4 protein-coding genes and 1 tRNA gene are annotated in these 17756 nt (G+C 71.7%); 3 read left to right on the top strand and 2 right to left on the bottom strand.

Annotation, left to right across the window (positions count from 1 at the left end; genetic code table 11):
* Positions 1-48: 48 nt before the first annotated feature.
* Positions 49-588: a transglycosylase family protein gene (locus tag EL493_RS28575; RefSeq protein WP_019048601.1), complete on the bottom strand. Its 540-nt coding sequence runs from the start codon at positions 586-588 to the stop codon at positions 49-51.
* 348 nt (positions 589-936) lie between these two features.
* On the opposite strand from EL493_RS28575, the gene EL493_RS28570 reads away from it, so the two are divergent.
* Positions 937-1010 (top strand) — tRNA-Met (locus EL493_RS28570).
* A 45-nt stretch (positions 1011-1055) separates the two neighbouring features.
* On the opposite strand, the gene EL493_RS28565 is transcribed toward EL493_RS28570, so the two are convergent.
* Entirely contained in the window at positions 1056-2657 is a 1602-nt protein-coding gene (locus tag EL493_RS28565) for a hypothetical protein (RefSeq protein ID WP_019048600.1), read from the bottom strand.
* A 13-nt stretch (positions 2658-2670) separates the two neighbouring features.
* Between EL493_RS28565 and EL493_RS28560 the strand changes: the two genes are divergently transcribed.
* Positions 2671-2970, top strand: coding sequence for a hypothetical protein (locus tag EL493_RS28560; protein WP_126405923.1), 300 nt, complete (start codon positions 2671-2673; stop codon positions 2968-2970).
* A gap of 571 nt (positions 2971-3541) precedes the next feature.
* Positions 3542-17740 (top strand): type I polyketide synthase, encoded by a 14199-nt coding sequence (locus EL493_RS28555; protein ID WP_162178128.1) that lies wholly within the window; start codon positions 3542-3544, stop codon positions 17738-17740.
* The last annotated feature ends 16 nt before the right edge of the window (positions 17741-17756 follow it).

Raw genomic sequence — 17756 nt, 5'->3', positions numbered from 1 at the left:
AGGCCCCGCCGGTCGGCGGGGCCTTTCTCGTGCAGGGGGAACGGTGGATCAGCCGCCGATCGAGGCGATCAGCGGAGCACTGGCGGTGAGCAGTTCCTGGTACTGGCCGGCCACGCCGTACTGCTCGGCCAGCGCCTGACCGGCGGCCTTGGCCTGCTCGACGGCGTTCTGGACGTCGGTCTTCACCGGCGCGGGCAACTGCTCGACGGCGGGCTCTTCGACGACGGCGGGCTCGGGCTCGGAGGTGCCCGCCTGCAGGTACCGGCCGCAGTGCGGCCACGCGCCGACGCCCTGGGTGGCGAGCACGTTCTCGGCGACCCGGATCTGCTCTTCCTTGCTGGCGTTGTGCGCCGAGCCCTGGCCGCCGTTGGCCGCCCAGGTGCTCTGCGAGAACTGCAGGCCACCGTAGTAGCCGTTGCCGGTGTTGATACCCCAGTTGCCGCCGCTCTCGCACTGGGCGACGCCGTCCCAGTTGTGCGTGGCGGCGGAGGCGGTGCCGGTGGCGAGGCTGAACGGAACGGCAACAAGGGCGCCGGTGATGGCGGCGACGCCAAGGGCGCGGGTGCTGAATTTCCGGGTCTCAGTCATGGAGGAGACGCTAACCAATAAATCCGCGTCGATCACATCTTGATAACGTCGCAATTCTGTGAATGAAATAGACGTCTTACCAATGTTTACGGTGCATAACCTCGGGGAATACCTGGATTCCGGTCGGTCTGTTATTGCGTCGTTATGTGCCCGAGATCACCGCGAAATAGTGACCCCCGTCACCGATTGAAGCGAGCCACCTTCGAGGTCGATTGTGTCCTACATCACATTCGCTCCCGCCCGCGCGCTCCGAGGTGCGCCGAAGATCGCGGACAAGTGGTGGAAATGCTGGTGTGACCTGGCGATTTGGCATCCGCGCTAACCCGTGTGTAATGTTGTATTCACCGACGCGGGGTGGAGCAGCTCGGTAGCTCGCTGGGCTCATAACCCAGAGGTCGCAGGTTCAAATCCTGTCCCCGCTACAAACGAAAGGCCCGGAACCACCAGGTTCCGGGCCTTTCTTCTTGTCAGGACCGGCGCAGCACGGCCTGGAATCCCTCGGTGGTGCGCAGGGTGAACTCGGCGGTGTTCGACGTCGCCATCACGTTGGCGGCACGATCCGGCCCGGTCAGCTCCTCGGCGACGGCGCGCAGGGCGGGGGAGAGGGCGTTCCACTCGGACTCGGGGACCTGCAGCAGGCCGTGGTAGGTGCGCGGGGTGTCCGACAGGCCCTCGGGCTGCCAGCCGAAGCGCGGCGTGCCGGCCAGGAACAGGCTCAGGTCGGCGCAGGCGCCGTCCGCGGCGCACAGCCGCATCGGCATCACGTCGTCGGCGTAGTCGTAGTCGCGCAGGCGCAGCGACCAGCCCGCCGGGTCGCGATAGTCGTAGTGCACGCCGGTCGGGCCGACCATGGTCAGTGCCGAGGTGTCGCCGGGCCGGTTGTCGAGCAGGTCGGCCGACAGCGGACGGTCGTCGGCGGTGAAGGACCAGTCGCCCGTGTCGACGGGCTTGTGCCAGAACCCGGTCCGGCCGCCGTCGCGGCCCTCCACCCGCAGCTCCCGCTGCTCCGATCGACCGCCCGTGGTGTGGATGCTGATCGTCGAGGTGATCTCGCCGGGCACCTTGGGCTGCCGCACCCAGGCGGGCGGCGGCAGATGGATGCCGGTGTACTGGGGAAAGAACGGCCGGAGGAACTCGAACTGGCCGACCCAGGCGTCGAAGTTGGTCGGCGCCTCGGCGCGATCGGGATTCTCGCCGTAGGTATAGGAGAAGAACAGGGTGTCGGCGCCGGAGATGTCGAAGTCCCACAGCCGGGTGTACATGTCGCCGTACTCGTTGACCAGGAAGGTCGTCGACCCCGACGCGCTGAGGTTGACCGCCTGGAACCGCCCGTCCAGCGGCCCCGGCAGCTCGTAGCTGTAGTCGTCGGCGAACTCCGGGTCGCTGATCCGGAGCGGATCGCTGCCGGGCAGCCAGGGGTCGAGGATGACGATGCGATTGCCCTCGGGGGAGAGCACGAACACCGTCGTCACGCCTGCCCCGCCCACCGGTTGCTGCTTGCCCGCCGAATCGGTCCAGAAACCCTGCTGCCGGAACGGGATCAGCTCCACGTACTCCGGGTCCAGCCACGACAGGCTCCAGGCCCGCGAGGCCGGCCGGACCTGGCTTCCCGTGGGATCCAGCCAGATCGGCGACCCGAACCGCGCCGTCCACCACCACAGCTCCGGCGTCTGATCCGCCAGGTCCAGGGTGAACACCCGCCCGCCGGGCACCAGCGCGACCAGGCGGCTGCGATCCACCGAGATCGCCGAGATGCGCCCGCGCAGGCAATTGGGCAGCGGCGCCGTCCGCCAGCCCGATTCGCCCGCCGTGGCCTGCACGTAGAGGTTCCCGTCGAGCAGCGCGAACTGCCATGCTTCGTTGAAACCGCCCCGCGGCGTACGCAACTCGATCCGGGCCGGTAGCCGCGCCGTGATACCGGCGGGCGCGAGGGGCATCGTCAGCAAACCGATTCCGGTGTTGGGGAAGTGCATCGGCAACGGCCACGCGCCGGCGCGGCCGGGCAGGGTGAGGGCCGCGCAGCTGAGCCCATCCGGCAGTACCCCGAACGGCCACCATTCGTCGGCCACGGCGGGCCCGCTCGTGGCGACCGTCGTCGCGGTCAGTAGTGCCGCGACCAGTCCGGACCAGCCTCGACGCAGCAGCGATCACACCTTCCGCTCGCCGGGCCCGACGCCCGGGATATCAGGGGGCAACGCGACAACAGCCGGGGCGATCGGCCCCGGTGAACAGGAAAACGGACCGGCGGGGTCGGGCGGCAGAGGGTGCGCGACCGGCGCGGAACGGTCGAACGGTACCAGCCCCGGCAACTTTCCAGTCATCGAACACGGCGAACTCGGATGGTTCGACAAGCGCGCGGCCGTGATTTCGGCCATGATGTAGAGGGCTGGCTCGAGGCCACCGGCGATCTTGGTCGAACCCCCGCTCCGAGGGGGTTAACCGGGAGGAAACCGGACGGTTGACAAGGTTGAGAACGGCCAAATACTGTGAGGTTCAATGAGTCTTGTTCTGCCGCTAGAAACCCCCGAGAGGGAAGACTGTGCCGGTTCACACGGGCACAGCACCCTCGTAGCCGCGCTCAGAGTCGCCGGAATGGCGGCGTAGCGCGTCAGCTTTCAGTGTCGATCGCTGATCTTCCCTTCCGCTGAGATCCAGGCCTGTCGCCGGATCCAGCCGGAGCCTGGCCCGCCCTTCTGCTCGGGTCACGGCCGTCTCGCGGACACGGTCCGCGCCAGGCGCGCATCCGCGGTGAAAACCGTTGTGCCCGACTGTGATCGGCCGACTCGTCCGACCCCGCTCTTCAGCTCGAACTACGAATCGATGGTGACATGACTCGCTCCGCGATCCGGTAGCCCACAGAGATTCATTCGTCAGGGGCTACGGGGGCCCAGCTTGCTTTCGCGGAAGGGATGTTCAGATGGCCGAATCGGCATGTGACGTCGCTATCGTCGGTATGTCCTGCAGATTGCCGGGCGCAGCCGATCTCGACGGTTTCTGGCAGTTGCTGAGGGAGGGCCGCGCCGCGATCGGCGCCGCGCCGCGCGGGCGGGCCGACCTCACCGAGCGGGCCGGGTTCGTCGAGAGCGTGGGCCGTTTCGACGCGGACTTCTTCGGCGTCTCGCCGAACGAGGCCCGCGCGGTCGATCCACAGCAGTTGCTCGCGCTGGAGCTGAGCTGGGAGGCGCTCGAGGACGCGGGCCTGGCGGGCACCGCGCGCGCGAATCCGCGCTGCGGGGTGTTCCTGGGCAGCACCGGCAGCGATTTCGCCGAGGTCTTGGCCTCGCGCGGCGGGCCAGGCGTCAGCAGGCATTCGCTGTGGGGCACCGGGCGCGGCATCATCGCCAACCGGGTCGCCAATCACTTCGGTTTCACCGGACCGAGTCTCGTCGTCGACAGCGCTCAGGCGTCCTCGCTGGTCGCGGTGCATCTGGCGTGCGAGAGCCTGCGCAGCGGCGAGAGCGAGGTGGCGCTGGCCGGCGGCCTGAACCTGATCCTGTCGCCGGCCAGTGGCGCGCGGATCGAGCAGTTCGGCGCGCAGTCGGCACGCGGCGCGTGCTTCACCTTCGACGCGCGGGCCGACGGTTTCGTACGCGGCGAGGGCGGCGGCATGGTGGTGCTGAAACCGCTGGCCGCGGCCGTCGCCGACGGCGACCGGGTGTACGCGGTGATCCGCGGCAGCGCGGTCAACACCGGCAACGAGCGCCGGGTGCTGAGCGCCCCGAGCCGGGACGCGCAGGCGTCGGCGATCCGTGCCGCGCTGTCCGCGGCCGGTGTCGCGGCGTCGTCGGTGCAGTACGTCGAATTGCACGGCACCGGTACGCCCGCCGGTGATCCGGTGGAGGCCGCCGCGCTCGGCGACACCTACGGCCCCGGCCGGGCGGCCGACGCGCCCTTGGCCGTCGGCTCGGTGAAGACCAATATCGGTCACCTGGAGGGCGCCGCCGGTATCGCGGGCCTGATCAAGACCGCGTTGTGCCTGAGCCGCCGGGAACTGGTGGCCAGCCTCAACTTCGAGACCCCGAATCCACGGATTCCGCTCGCGGACTTGGGGATCCGCGTCGTGACCGGTGCCGAGGACTGGTCGGCGGCGGGCGTGCGCCGCGCGGCGGTGTCCTCCTTCGGCATGGGTGGGTCCAACGCGCACCTGATCGTGGAGCAGGCGCCGGTCGCGGCGCCCGCGCCCACGGCTGATCTCGCCGCGGTGCCCTGGGTGCTGTCGGCCCGCACCGACACCGGGGTTCGCGCGCAGGCGGCCCGACTGCGCGACCTGCTGGTCCGGCGTCCGGAGCTGGACGCCGTCGACGTGGCGCATTCGCTGCTGACCACCCGCGCCCAGCTGGAGTGGCGCGGCGGTGTCGTCGGCCGCGACCGGGCGGAACTGCTGGCCGGGCTGTCGGCCCTGGCCGAGGCGTCCGAGGGTGGCGTCACCCGTGCCGCGCGGCGCCGGGTCGCGTTCGTCTTCGCCGATCACGGCACCTGGCATGTCGACGCGACGCGTGAAATACTCACGGCAAGTGGCGAATTCGCCGCGGCGATCGCCGACTGCGGCGCGGCGCTGGAACCGTGGGTGAGCTGGTCGCTCGGCGCGGTGCTGCGCGGTGACCAGGGCGCCCCGCCGGCGGACCGTGCCGACGTCGCCGGTCCGGTGCGCTTCGCGATCATGGTCGCGCTGGCCCGGATGTGGCGGGCGGCGGGTGTGGAACCGGCCGTGGTGCTCGGCGACGGCCTCGGCGAGATCGCGGCGGCGCACGTCGCCGGGAGCCTGACGCTCACCGACGCGGCCCGGGTGGTCGTCCTCCGCACGGCGGGCGACGCGAGCCCGGCGCGGCTGCGCGCCGAAGTGGCGGCCATCCGGCCGCGCGCCGGCGCGACTCCCTTCGTCTCCACACGCACTGCCGACTGGGTCGACACCGCTTCGCTGGATGCCGCGTACTGGGCCCGGGACGTCCGGGAATCCGATCGACTCGCCGAATCCGTGTCCGCGCTGATCGCCGACGGTGTCACCGGATTCGTAACAGTGGGCGCCGAGCCCACTGGGCTCATGACCGCGCCGGGCGAGTCCGTGGCCGGGCTCGCCGGATCGTCGGCGGAGATCGCCGTGATCGGCGGGGAACTGGACCGGTTCGCCGAGTCGCTGGTCGCGGCCTACTGCGCCGGCCTGGCGGTGGATCCCCCCGCGCTGGTTCCCGGTGGCGCGCGCGTCGACCTGCCGACCTATGCCTTCGAGCGTCGCGACTTCTGGACCCCGTCGCCCGTCGCGTCCCCCATGGCTGCGGTGGCGGTCCCCGACGAACCCGTGGTCGAGACCTGGGACGACAGTCCGCTCGCCCGGACCCTGCTCGACCTGCCCGAATACCAGCGCGACGCCGTGCTGCTGGATGTCGTGCGTGAGCACGCCGCCGCCGTCCTCGGTCACGACTCCGCCGGGTCGATCCACCCCGAGCTGCCGTTCACCGAGCTCGGATTCGACTCCATCAGCGGCGTCGAACTCCAGGTCCGGCTGGCCGAGGCCACCGGCGTGGCCCTGCCCAAGACCCTGGTCTTCGATCACCCCACCGCGACCGCCGTGGCCACCCTGCTGCGGTCGTCGATCACCGGGCAGGGTCGCCGCGCCCGCCGGGTGACCCGGCGGGCGGGCAGCGACGAGCCGATCGCGATCGTCGGCATCGGCGCGCGCTTCCCCGGCGGCGTGCGATCCGCCGAGGACCTCTGGGACCTGATGGCCGAGGGCCGTGACGCGATCGGGGAGTTCCCCACCGACCGCGGCTGGGACCTCGACCGGCTGTTCGACCCCGACCCGGGCAAGCCGGGCACCGTCTACACCCGCCACGGCGGATTCCTCGACAGCGCGGGCGATTTCGATCCCGAGTTCTTCGGTATCAGTCCGCGCGAGGCGCTGGCGATGGACCCGCAGCAGCGGTTGCTGCTCGAGACCGCCTGGGAAGCGCTCGAGGACGCAGGCATCGACCCCACCTCGCTGCGCGGCGGCGACACCGGCGTCTACGTCGGCGCGTGCTCGTCGGGCTATTCCCGCCGGGTGACCGGTGACCTGGAGGGATACCGGCTCACCGGTACCTCGCACAGCGTGGTCTCCGGCCGCGTCGCGTACGCGTTCGGCCTGGAAGGGCCCGCGGTCACGGTGGACACGGCGTGCTCCTCGTCGCTGGTGGCCCTGCACCTGGCCTGCCAGGCATTGCGTCAGGGTGACAGTTCGCTGGTGCTCGCCGGTGGTGTCACCGTCGCCGCCAGCCCGTACCTGCACGTGGACTTCGCCCGCCAGCGCGGCCTGGCCCCGGACGGCCGGTGCAAGCCGTTCTCGGCCGCCGCCGACGGCGTCGCCTGGTCCGAGGGCGCCGGTGTGCTTGTGCTGGAACGACTTTCGGATGCCCAACGACTCGGTCACGACATTCTGGCCGTGGTCCGCGGCAGTGCGGTGAACCAGGACGGCGCGAGCAACGGCCTGACCGCGCCCAACGGGCCGTCCCAGGAGCGGGTCATCGCGCAGGCGCTGGCCAATGCCGGACTGACGGCGGCCGAGGTGGACGCCGTCGAGGCGCACGGCACCGGCACCACCCTGGGCGACCCGATCGAGGCCCAGGCGCTGATCGCCACCTACGGTCAGGACCGCGACGAGCCGGTCCGCATCGGCTCGCTGAAATCCAATATCGGCCACGCCGTGGCCGCCGCCGGTGTGGCGGGTGTGATCAAGATGGTGCAGGCCCTGCGGCACGAGACACTGCCGCGCACCCTGCACCTGGACACCCCGTCGCCGCATGTGGATTGGACCGCGGGCGCGGTCCGGCTGCTGGCCGAAGCCGAACCGTGGACCGCGGGGAGCCGCGTGCGGCGTGCGGGTGTGTCCTCGTTCGGGATCAGTGGCACCAACGCGCATGTCGTGCTGGAAGAGGCGCCCGTCGCCACCGCAGGCGAGCCGAAGCAGTCCACCGCCGTCGTGCCGGTGCCAACCCTGCTGGTATCGGGCCGATCCGATGTCGCGCTGCGTGCGCAGGCGGCGCGACTGCGCGATTGGCTGTCGCGGCATCCGGACGCCGACCTGGCGGAAGTGGGCGCCACGCTCGCGATCAACCGCACCCAGTTCGACTCGCGCGGTGTGGTTTTCGGCTCCGATCGCGATGAGATCCTGGCCCGCCTGGCCGACTTGGCCGGATCGCGGATCGCCACCGGTGTCGTCGACGGTGCCGCCGGGGCGGGTCGCACGGCCTTCCTGTTCACCGGTCAGGGAGCGCAGCGGCTGGAGATGGGCGCCGGGCTCTACGACGCCTTCCCGGTCTTCGCCGACGAACTCGACACGGTCTGCGCCGAATTCGACGAGCTGCTGGAATTCTCGCTCACCGAGGTGCTGTTCTGCGGCGACGCCGCGATCCTGGACCGGACCGAGTACACCCAGCCCGCCCTGTTCGCCTTCGAGGTAGCCCTGTTCCGGCTGCTCGAATCCTTCGGCGTGACACCGGATGTGGTGATCGGGCACTCGATCGGTGAGCTGGCGGCCGCCTATGTGGCCGGCGTCTGGTCGCTGCCGGACGCCTGCGCGCTGGTGGCGGCGCGCGGCCGGTTGATGGGCGCGCTGCCCACCGGCGGCGCGATGCTCGCCGTCGCGGTCGGGGAGGAACGCGCGACCGAGCTGGTCGCCGGGCGCGGCGACCAGGTCTCGATCGCCGGGATCAACGACCCCACGTCGACGGTGCTGTCCGGCGCCGTGGACGCGATCGAGCAGATCGAAGGCGATCTCGCCGAGGCCGGCGTGCGGACGAGCAGGCTGCGCGTCAGCCACGCTTTCCATTCGGCCCTGATGGATCCGATGCTCGACGAATTCCGTTCCATCGCAGCGGGGATCGACTATCGGTCCCCTCGGCTGCCGATCGTGTCGAACGTGACCGGTGAGCTCGCCGGCGACGCGGTGACCGACCCCGATTACTGGGTGCGGCAGCTGCGTGGCTGCGTGCGGTTCGCGCCGGGCGTGGACACCCTCGTCGACAGCGGTGTGCGGCGGTTCGTCGAGGTCGGCCCGGATGCCGTGCTGGCCGCACTGACGCGCGGAAACCTGGCCGGGCACCCCGCTGCCGAGGCCGAGTCCGTGGTGGTCGCGACCGCGCGGCGCGACGCCGACGAGGTGAGCCAGCTGCTCACCGCCCTGGCGCAGGCGCATGTCGCCGGCGCCGAGGTGGACTGGCGCCCGCTGTTCGTCGGTCGCTCCGGCCGAGTTCCCTTGCCCACCTACGCTTTCCAGCATCGACGGTTCTGGCTCGAGCCGACCGATGCGACCACGCGGGATGCCGCGGCCCACCCGGTCCTCACCGGGGTGGTGGAGCTGGCAGGAACCGACGAGTGGGTGATCACCGGTCGCCTGTCGTTGCGCGCACAGCCGTGGATCGCCGACCACACGTCGTTCGGCGTGGTGGTGGTACCGAGCGCGGTGCTGGTGGAATTCCTGCTGGCCGCCGGTACCCGTATCGGGTGCGCGATGCTGGACGAGCTCACCTTGCAGGCGCCGATCCTGCCGTCCGCCGACGACGAGGTCGAACTCCAGGTGCTGGTCCAGGCGCCGGACCCGACCGGGCGGCGCCAGTTCGACTTCTCCTACCGCACCGCCACCGAGGGGACCTGGGTGCGCAACGCGACCGGCGCCTTGGCGGCGGAGGCGGACGGCGACAGCGGTCTGCTCGATCGTCTGCGCGACGAGGCGTGGCCGCCGTCCGACGCCGAACCGATTGCGGCCGAGTCGATCCCCGAACAGATGACGGCGGGCTCCGGGCTCGAGTACGGCCCGGCGTTCACCGGGGTAGGCGCAGCCTGGCAGCGCGACGACATCGTCTTCGCCGAGATCGGTCTTCCCGCCGATCTGAGCGCGGAAGCGGGACGTTTCGAGCTGCACCCGACGCTGCTCGACATGACCCTGCACGCCGGTCTGGCCCGGCTCGTGTGGGGTGACGACGACACCGCCGCCGACACCGGCAAGCTGCTGTTCCGCTGGGGCGGTGCGCGATTCCACGCGCCCGCGCGGACCGAGGTCAGCTCGTTGCGGGTCGCCGCGGTGGCCACCGGGCCGGAGACCGTGTCGGTGGCGGCGATCGCTGTGGACGGTACGCCGATCCTGTCGGTCGACGCCGTCGTGATGCGTTCCTATGACGTCGCGGAATTCCGGCGCGCGCTCGCCGATTCCGAGGCGGATCTGTACGAAGTACGGTGGGAGCCCGTCACCGTGGCGGCCGGCCGGGCCACGCCGGCGATGGCCACCCTCGCGGGAACCGGTGTTCCCGGAATCGCCACCGAATTCGCCTCGGTCACCGATATCGCCGCCGCGGAACATATTCCGGCTGTCATGGTGTGGCGAATTCCTTCCGGCGACAATGAGGACGATATTCCGGGCGCTGTCAGGGAAACCGTACACCCGGTTCTCGAGCTGTTGAAATCGTTTGTGGTTCAAACTAGTTCGCTCGACAGCACATTGGTAATTGTCACTGCCGGCGCGGCCGGTCTGCCCGGCGACACCATTGATCCGGCTGCCGCCGCGGTGTCGGGCCTGGTCCGTAGCGCACAGGCCGAACACCCGGACCGGTTCGTGCTCGTCGACGAGGATCCTGCCACGCCGCTCGACGCCGCACAGATCCTGGACGTGGTGCGCTCCGGCGAACCCCAGCTCGCGGTGCGCGGCACCGACCTGCTGGCGCCTCGCCTGACCAGGGCGTCGGCGCCGTCCGGGGACGTGCCGCCGCTGGGCGACGGGACCGTCCTCGTCACCGGCGGTACCGGCGGGCTCGGTGCGCTGTTCGCACGCCATCTCGTCGCCGAGCACGGTGTACGGAGCCTGGTCCTCACCTCACGCCGCGGTCCGGCGGCCCCCGGCGCCGCCGACCTGGTCGCCGAGCTGGCCAAGGCGGGCGCGCGGGCGAGAGTCGTGGCGTGTGATGTCACCGAGCGCGCCGCTGTCCAGGCGTTGCTCGACAGCGAGGACGGGCTGTCCGCGATCGTGCACACCGCGGGCGTGCTCGACGACGGCATCGTCGCCACCATGACCGGCGCCCAGGTCGACCGGGTGCTGGCGCCCAAGGTCGACGGCGCCTGGCATCTGCACGAACTCACCCGGGATCGGGACCTGGCCGCGTTCGTGGTGTTCTCCTCGGTCGCCGGTGTGCTCGGCTCGGCGGGCCAGGGCAACTACGCCGCGGCCAACGGTTTCCTGGACGCCCTCGTACAACTGCGGCACCGGGACGGGCTGGCCGCCACGTCGCTGGCGTGGGGGCCGTGGAACCAGGCCGGTGGTATGACCGGCGAGCTGGACCGCGCCGCGGTCGCGCGCTGGGATCGATTGGGGCTGGGTCAGCTCGGCGATGTCGAGGGCCTGCGCCTGTTCGACGCCGCGCTCGCGCACACCGGGTCGCGACTGGTTCCGATCCGGTTCGACGCGACCGCGTTGCGCCGGGAATCGGCGGCGAGCGTGCCCGCGGTGCTGCGCGGCTTCGCCCGCCGACCCGTACCGGCGGCAGCGGATCACGCGGCGGGTTCGCTGGGCGCCCGGCTCGCCGAGGTGCCCGAGGCGCGGCGCGCCGACCTGGTGCTGTCGGCAGTGCTGGATGAGGTCGCCGTGGTGCTCGGATACGAGTCGGGTGCCGCGGTCGACGCGGCGAAGCCGTTCCGGGAGCTGGGTTTCGACTCGCTGGGCGCGGTCGACTTCCGCAACCGGCTGGGCAAGGCGACCGGCCTGGCCTTGCCGTCCACGCTCGTGTTCGACCATCCGACACCGGCGGCGGTCGCGAAGCTCGTGCAGTCCCGTGTGGAACCGGCCGCGGTGAGCGCGCCGGCGCCGAAGGCCCTGCGCCGCAAGCAGACCGACGAGCCGATCGCCATCGTCGGCATGGCGTGCCGGTACCCGGGCGGTGTCGCCTCACCGGAGGACCTGTGGGAGCTGGTGTCCTCGGGCACCGACGCCATCGGCGACTTCCCCGGCGACCGCGGCTGGGACCTGGATCGCCTGATCCATCCCGACCCCGACCACCCCGGCACCACCTACTCCGGCAAGGGCGGCTTCCTGAATCAGGCCGCCGACTTCGACGCGGCATTCTTCGGGATCGCACCGCGCGAAGCGGTGGCGATGGACCCGCAGCAGCGGTTGCTGCTCGAGGTCTCGTGGGAGGCGCTCGAACACGCGGGCATCGATCCGACCTCGTTGCGCGGCAGCGACACCGGTGTCTACACCGGCGTCATGTACCAGGACTACGAGAACCTGACCCGCAAGGCCGGGCGTGAGGTGGAGGGGTACGTCGTCACCGGCGCCGTCGGCAGCGTGGCCTCCGGGCGCGTGTCCTACGCGCTGGGGCTGGAAGGTCCCGCGATGACGGTCGACACCGCGTGCTCGTCCTCGCTGGTCGCGCTACACGTGGCGTGCCGGGCCCTGCGCCAGGGCGAGAGCTCCCTGGCCCTGGTCGGCGGCGCGACCGTGATGGCGACGCCGATAGTGTTCCTCGAGTTCTCCCGTAACCGCGGCCTCGCCTCCGACGGGCGCTGCAAGTCGTTCTCCGCCGCGGCCGACGGGGTGTCCTGGGCCGAGGGCGCGGCGGTGCTGGTGGTGGAACGACTCTCCGACGCACGGCGCCTCGGCCACAATGTCCTCGCCGTCGTGCGGGGCACCGCCGTCAACCAGGACGGCGCGAGCAACGGCCTGACCGCGCCGAACGGACCCGCGCAGGAGCGGGTGATCGCGGCGGCACTGGCCGACGCCGGCCTGACACCCGCCGACGTCGACGTCGTGGAGGCGCACGGCACCGGCACCACCCTGGGCGATCCGATCGAGGCGCAGGCGCTGATCGCCGCCTACGGTCAGGACCGCGACGAGCCGCTGCGCATCGGTTCGCTCAAATCCAATATCGGGCATTCGCAGGCCGCCGCCGGTGTCGGTGGCGTGATCAAGATGGTGCAGGCGCTGCGCCACGACACCTTGCCGAAGACGCTGCACGTGGACGCGCTGTCGCCGCATGTGGACTGGTCGGCGGGTGCCGTGCGGGTGCTGTCGGACGCCGAGCGGTGGCCGGCGGGCGGCAGGCCGCGCCGCGCGGGCGTGTCCTCGTTCGGGATCAGTGGCACCAACGCGCACGTGATCATCGAGGAACCGCCGGTGCGTGCCGAGAGCGCGGCGGCGTCTGCGCCGGAGCTGGTGCCGGTGCTGGTGACGGCGAAGTCCGAGGCCGGGCTGCGGGCGCAGGCGGATCGACTGCGACAGTGGCTGATCCGGCATCCAGAGGTGACCGCCGCGCAGGTGGCGTCGGCGTCGATCGACACCAGGGCGCTGCTCGAATGGCGTGGCGGCGTTGTCGGGCGCGACCGGCAGGACCTGTTGTCCGGCCTGGCCGACCTCGCCGCGGGCACCGGGTCGGCCCGGACCGCCGAAGGCGTGGTGGGACAGGGCAAGATCGCCTTCCTGTTCACCGGGCAGGGCGCGCAGCGTCCCGGCATGGGCGCCGGGCTGTACCAGGACTTCCCGGTGTTCGCGGCCGCGCTCGACGAGGTGTGCGCCGAATTCGACCGGCTGCTCGGCGGATCGCTGCGCACGGTCATGTTCACCGCGCCCGAGGAGGGGCTGAGCCGGACGGCGTTCACCCAGCCGGTGCTGTTCGCCTTCGAGGTGGCCATGTTCCGGCTGCTCGAATCGTTCGGGGTGGTCCCCGATGTGGTGGCTGGGCATTCGATCGGTGAACTCGCGGCCGCCTATGTGGCCGGGGTGTGGTCGCTGCCGGACGCGTGCGCGCTGGTGGCGGCACGGGGTCGGCTGATGGGCGCGCTGCCGGAGGGCGGCGCCATGCTCGCGGTGGACGTGTCCGAGGACGACGCCCTGGCCGCGGTGGCGGGCTACGGCGACCGGGTCGCGGTGGCCGCGGTGAACGGACCCGAGGCGGTGGTGTTCTCGGGTGACGAGGACGCCGTCGACGAACTCGCCCAGCGGTTCACCGACCGCGGCAGGCGGACGCATCGGTTGCGCGTCAGCCACGCTTTCCACTCGGCCCGCATGGATCCCATGCTCGAGGAGTTCCGCACGGTGGCAGCGGGTTTGACCTATCACGCGCCGCTGCTGCCGATCGTGTCGAACGTGACCGGCGCGCAGGCCGACGACGCCGTGCTCGACCCCGGGTACTGGGTGGCCCAGGTGCGCGGCAGCGTGCGCTTCGCCCCCGGCGTCGACACTCTGGTCGCGTCGGGAGCGCGGCGGTTCGTGGAAGTGGGACCGGACGCGGTGCTCACCGCGATGACCCGGGCTTGCCTCGCGAAAGAGCCTGAGGTGGAGGCGAAGTCGCTGGTGGTGGCGTCGTCGCGCCGTTCGGTCGACGAGACAGTCGGGTTCGTCACCGCCCTCACCCAGGCCGCCGTCGTGGGTGTGCCGGTGGACTGGACGCCGATGGTCGGCGACCGGTCCGCGGGTCGGGTGACCCTGCCCACCTACGCTTTCCAGCACCAGCGTTTCTGGGCACAGCCCGTCGACGCGGCGGACCAGTCCGCGTCGGGGCTGGACGCGGCGGGACATCCGCTGCTGAGCGCCATGATCCGGCTCCCGGACGCACCGGACGTGGTGTTCACCGGCAGACTGTCCCGCTCCGCTCAGCCGTGGCTGGCCGATCACGCGGTCACCGGGGTGGCCCTGCTGCCCGGCGCCGCCCTGGTGGAGCTGACACTGCATGTGGGCACGGTCCTGGACTGCCCGTTCCTGGCGGAACTGGTGATCGAGGCGCCGCTGCCGATCCCGTCGACCGGCGCGGTCGAGTTGCGGGTGGTGGCGGGCGGCCCGGACGACACCGGCGCGCGGACGGTCTCGACCTATTCGCGCTCGAGTGCCGACGACGACCGGTGGGTCCGGCACGCCGTCGCGACGGTCACCGCCGACCGGGCGCAGGCCGCCGTGGACACCGAGATGGCGACCTGGCCGCCCGTGGGCGCGACCGCGGTGCCGATCGACTACGCGGAGCTGGCCGACCGCGGCTACGAGTACGGTCCCGCCTTCCGCGGACTGACCACCCTCTGGCAGCGCGCAGGCGAGGTCTTCGCCGAGGTGACGCTCCCGGAGGCCGCCGGATCGGCGGAATTCGGCCTGCACCCGGCCCTGCTGGACGCGGCGCTGCACGCCATCCTGGCCGGCGGCCTCGCCCCCGGCGCGCTCGTGGTGCCCTTCGCCTGGGAGAATGTCGCCCTGCACGCCACCGGCGCGACCACCCTGCGGGTCCGCGTGACCAGTGCTGGCGCCGAGCGCGTCGCGCTGACCCTCGCCGACCAAACGGGCGGCACGGTCGCCGAGATCGGCGTCCTCACCCTGCGAGCACTGTCCACCGACGCGCTCGGGGCGGCCCGCCGCACCGACGGCCTCGGCTACGAACTGCACTGGGTCGCCCAGCCGGACACCGTGCCCGGACCGGCCGGCGACTGGAACATCTTCGACCATGCCGAAACGGTCGAGTTCGGCGAGACGCGAGCGACGGTGCTGCGGATCGACGGAACCGTCGACGGCGGCGACCTGCCCACGACCGTGCGGGATCTGGTGACCGCGATCGGTGACCGGGTTCGCTCGGCGCTGTCCGGCGACGAACTGCTCGTCGCGGTGACCCGTCGCGGCGTGGCCGTTCACGCGGGCGAACAGGTCGACCTGCCGGCCGCGGCCGCGCTGGGTCTGCTGCGAACCGCGCAGAGCGAGAACCAGGACCGGATCGTGCTCGTCGACATCGACGACTGGGCCGACTACCGGACCGCCGTGGCCTCGGCCGTGGCGAACCCGGCAGAACCCCAGGTCGCGGTCCGCCGCGGCCTGGTCTACGCGCCCCGGCTGGCCCAAGCCTCCGTGCCGCTCACCGCGCCCGACGACACCGCCTGGGCGCTGACCCCGCTGGACAAGGGCACGCTGACCGGCGACAACTTCGCCCTCGTCGAGCATCCCGCCGGACGGGAACCGCTGGCACCGGGCCAGGTGCGGGTGGACATGCGTGCCGTGGGCCTCAACTTCCGTGACGTGCTCATGGCGCTGGGCACCTACCCGGACCCGAACGGGCGCATCGGTGGCGAAGGCGCGGGCATCGTGCTCGAGGTCGCCCCCGACGTGACCGGATTCGCGCCGGGCGACCGGGTTTTCGGTTTCACGCCCGGTTCCGCCTCGGTCGCCGTGGTGGACCATCGGCTGCTCGCGCCGATGCCGCACGGTTGGACTTTCAGCCAGGCCGCCGCGGTGCCGATCGTCTACGCCACCGCCTACTACGGTCTCGTCGACCTGGCCGCGGCGCAGCCGGGGGAGACGCTGCTGCTGCACGCGGCGACGGGCGGCGTCGGCATGGCGGCGGTGCAACTCGCCCGCCACCTGGGGCTGCGAATGCTCGTCACCGCGAGCAAGCCCAAGTGGAACGTGCTGCGCGCCATGGGCTTCGACGACGCCGTCATCGGTGACTCGCGCACCCTGGAATTCGAGCCGCGGTTCCGTGCGCTGACCGACGGTCACGGCGTCGACATCGTGCTCGATTCGCTGGCAGGCGATTTCGTCGACGCGTCGCTGCGGCTGCTGCCGCGTGGCGGCCGCTTCGTCGAGATGGGCATGATCGATCGCCGCGACCCCGCCACGGTGGCCGAAACCCATCCGGGGGTGCGGTACGCGAGCTTCATGCTGATGGAGGCGGGCCCGGACCGGTTGCGCGAGATCCTGGCGACGCTGGTCGAGCTGTTCGAGGCGGGCGCGCTGACGCCGTCGGCGACGACGGCGTGGGATCTGCGCCGCGCGCCGGAAGCCTTCCGGTATCTCAGCCAGGCCACCGGTGTCGGCAAGAACGTGCTCACCGTGCCGACTTCGCTGCGGCCCGGCGGCACCGTGCTGATCACCGGTGGCACCGGCGGACTGGGCGCGATCGCCGCCCGGCACCTCGTCACCGCGCACGGCGTCGGCAGGCTGGTGCTGGCGGGCCGGCGCGGCCCGGCCACCCCCGGTGCGAGCGAACTGGTCGCCGAGCTCACCGCGCTCGGGGCGCAGGTGGAGGTCGTCGCCTGTGACGCGGCCGATCGCGCCGCCCTGGACGCCGTCCTGGCGGCCATCCCGGCCGAACATCCGCTGACCGCCGTCGTGCACGCCGCGGGCGTGCTCGCCGACGGACTGCTGGCCACCATGACCGCGGACCAGATCGCCCGGGTCCTGCGGCCCAAGGTGGAGGCCGCGTGGAATCTGCACGAGGCCACGCGACACCTGGACCTCGCGGCCTTCGTGCTCTACTCCTCGATCGCCGGCGTCATCGGCAATCCGGGCCAGGCCAACTACGCCGCCGCCAATGTCGCCCTCGACGCGCTGGCCCAGCACCGGCGAGTGAACGGACTGCCCGCCACCTCGGTGGCGTGGGGCCCGTGGCAGCAGAGCAGCGGCATGACCAGCGACCTCGGCGAAGCGGACCTGCTGCGGTTGCGCCGCGAAGGGCTGCTGCCGCTGGGCGCCGACGAGGGTATGGCCCTGTTCGACGCGGCCCTCGCGGGCGGCCGGGCGGACTTCGTCGCGATCCGGGTCGACCGGAACGCGCTCGGCGAGGCCGGTCCGGGCGAGCTGCGGCCGGTCATGCGCGGGCTCGTGCGCCCGGCCCGGCGCCGGGTGAGCGAGCCGGCCGACACGGCACCGGATCTGGCGGTCCGCCTGCACGGACAGCCCGCCGCCGAGCAGGACCGGATCGTCCTCGACGTGATCCGCGCGCAGGCCGCCGCCGTGCTCGGCCACGGGGGCGCCGACGCGATGGCGCCGGACAAACCGTTCAGCGACATCGGGTTCGACTCGCTCGGCGTCATGGAATTCCGCAACCGGCTGAAATCCGCGGCGGGCGTGCAGCTGTCCACGACCGCCATGTTCGACTACCCGACCCCGGCGGCACTGGCCGGATTCCTGCGCCGCGAACTCGTCCCCGACGACGACCCCGCGCAGCGGCTCAGCACCGGGATCGAGGCACTGGCCCGCGATCTCGGCAGCGCCGAACTCTCGGCCGGGGCCCGGTCGGAGCTCGCCACGACGCTGACCGCGTTGCTGCGCACGCTCGACGTCACCGTGGCGGTCCCCGTCGCCGAGGTCGGCCCGGACCTCGACGTCGACAGCCTCGACGGCGCGGACGACGACGAGCTGTTCGCCTTCATCGACAACCTCAGCTGAGCTGACACGAGCAGGA

Source organism: Nocardia asteroides, assembly GCF_900637185.1.
Taxonomy (GTDB): domain Bacteria; phylum Actinomycetota; class Actinomycetes; order Mycobacteriales; family Mycobacteriaceae; genus Nocardia; species Nocardia asteroides.
Note: the sequence above shows the minus strand (reverse complement) of the source record. Positions and strands in the feature narration are given on the sequence as shown.

Coding starts and splice junctions, on each gene's coding strand:
- EL493_RS28575 (WP_019048601.1), bottom strand. CDS start 588: ATGACTGAGACCCGGAAATTCAGCACCCGCGCCCTTGGCGTCGCCGCC.
- EL493_RS28555 (WP_162178128.1), top strand. CDS start 3,542: ATGTCCTGCAGATTGCCGGGCGCAGCCGATCTCGACGGTTTCTGGCAG.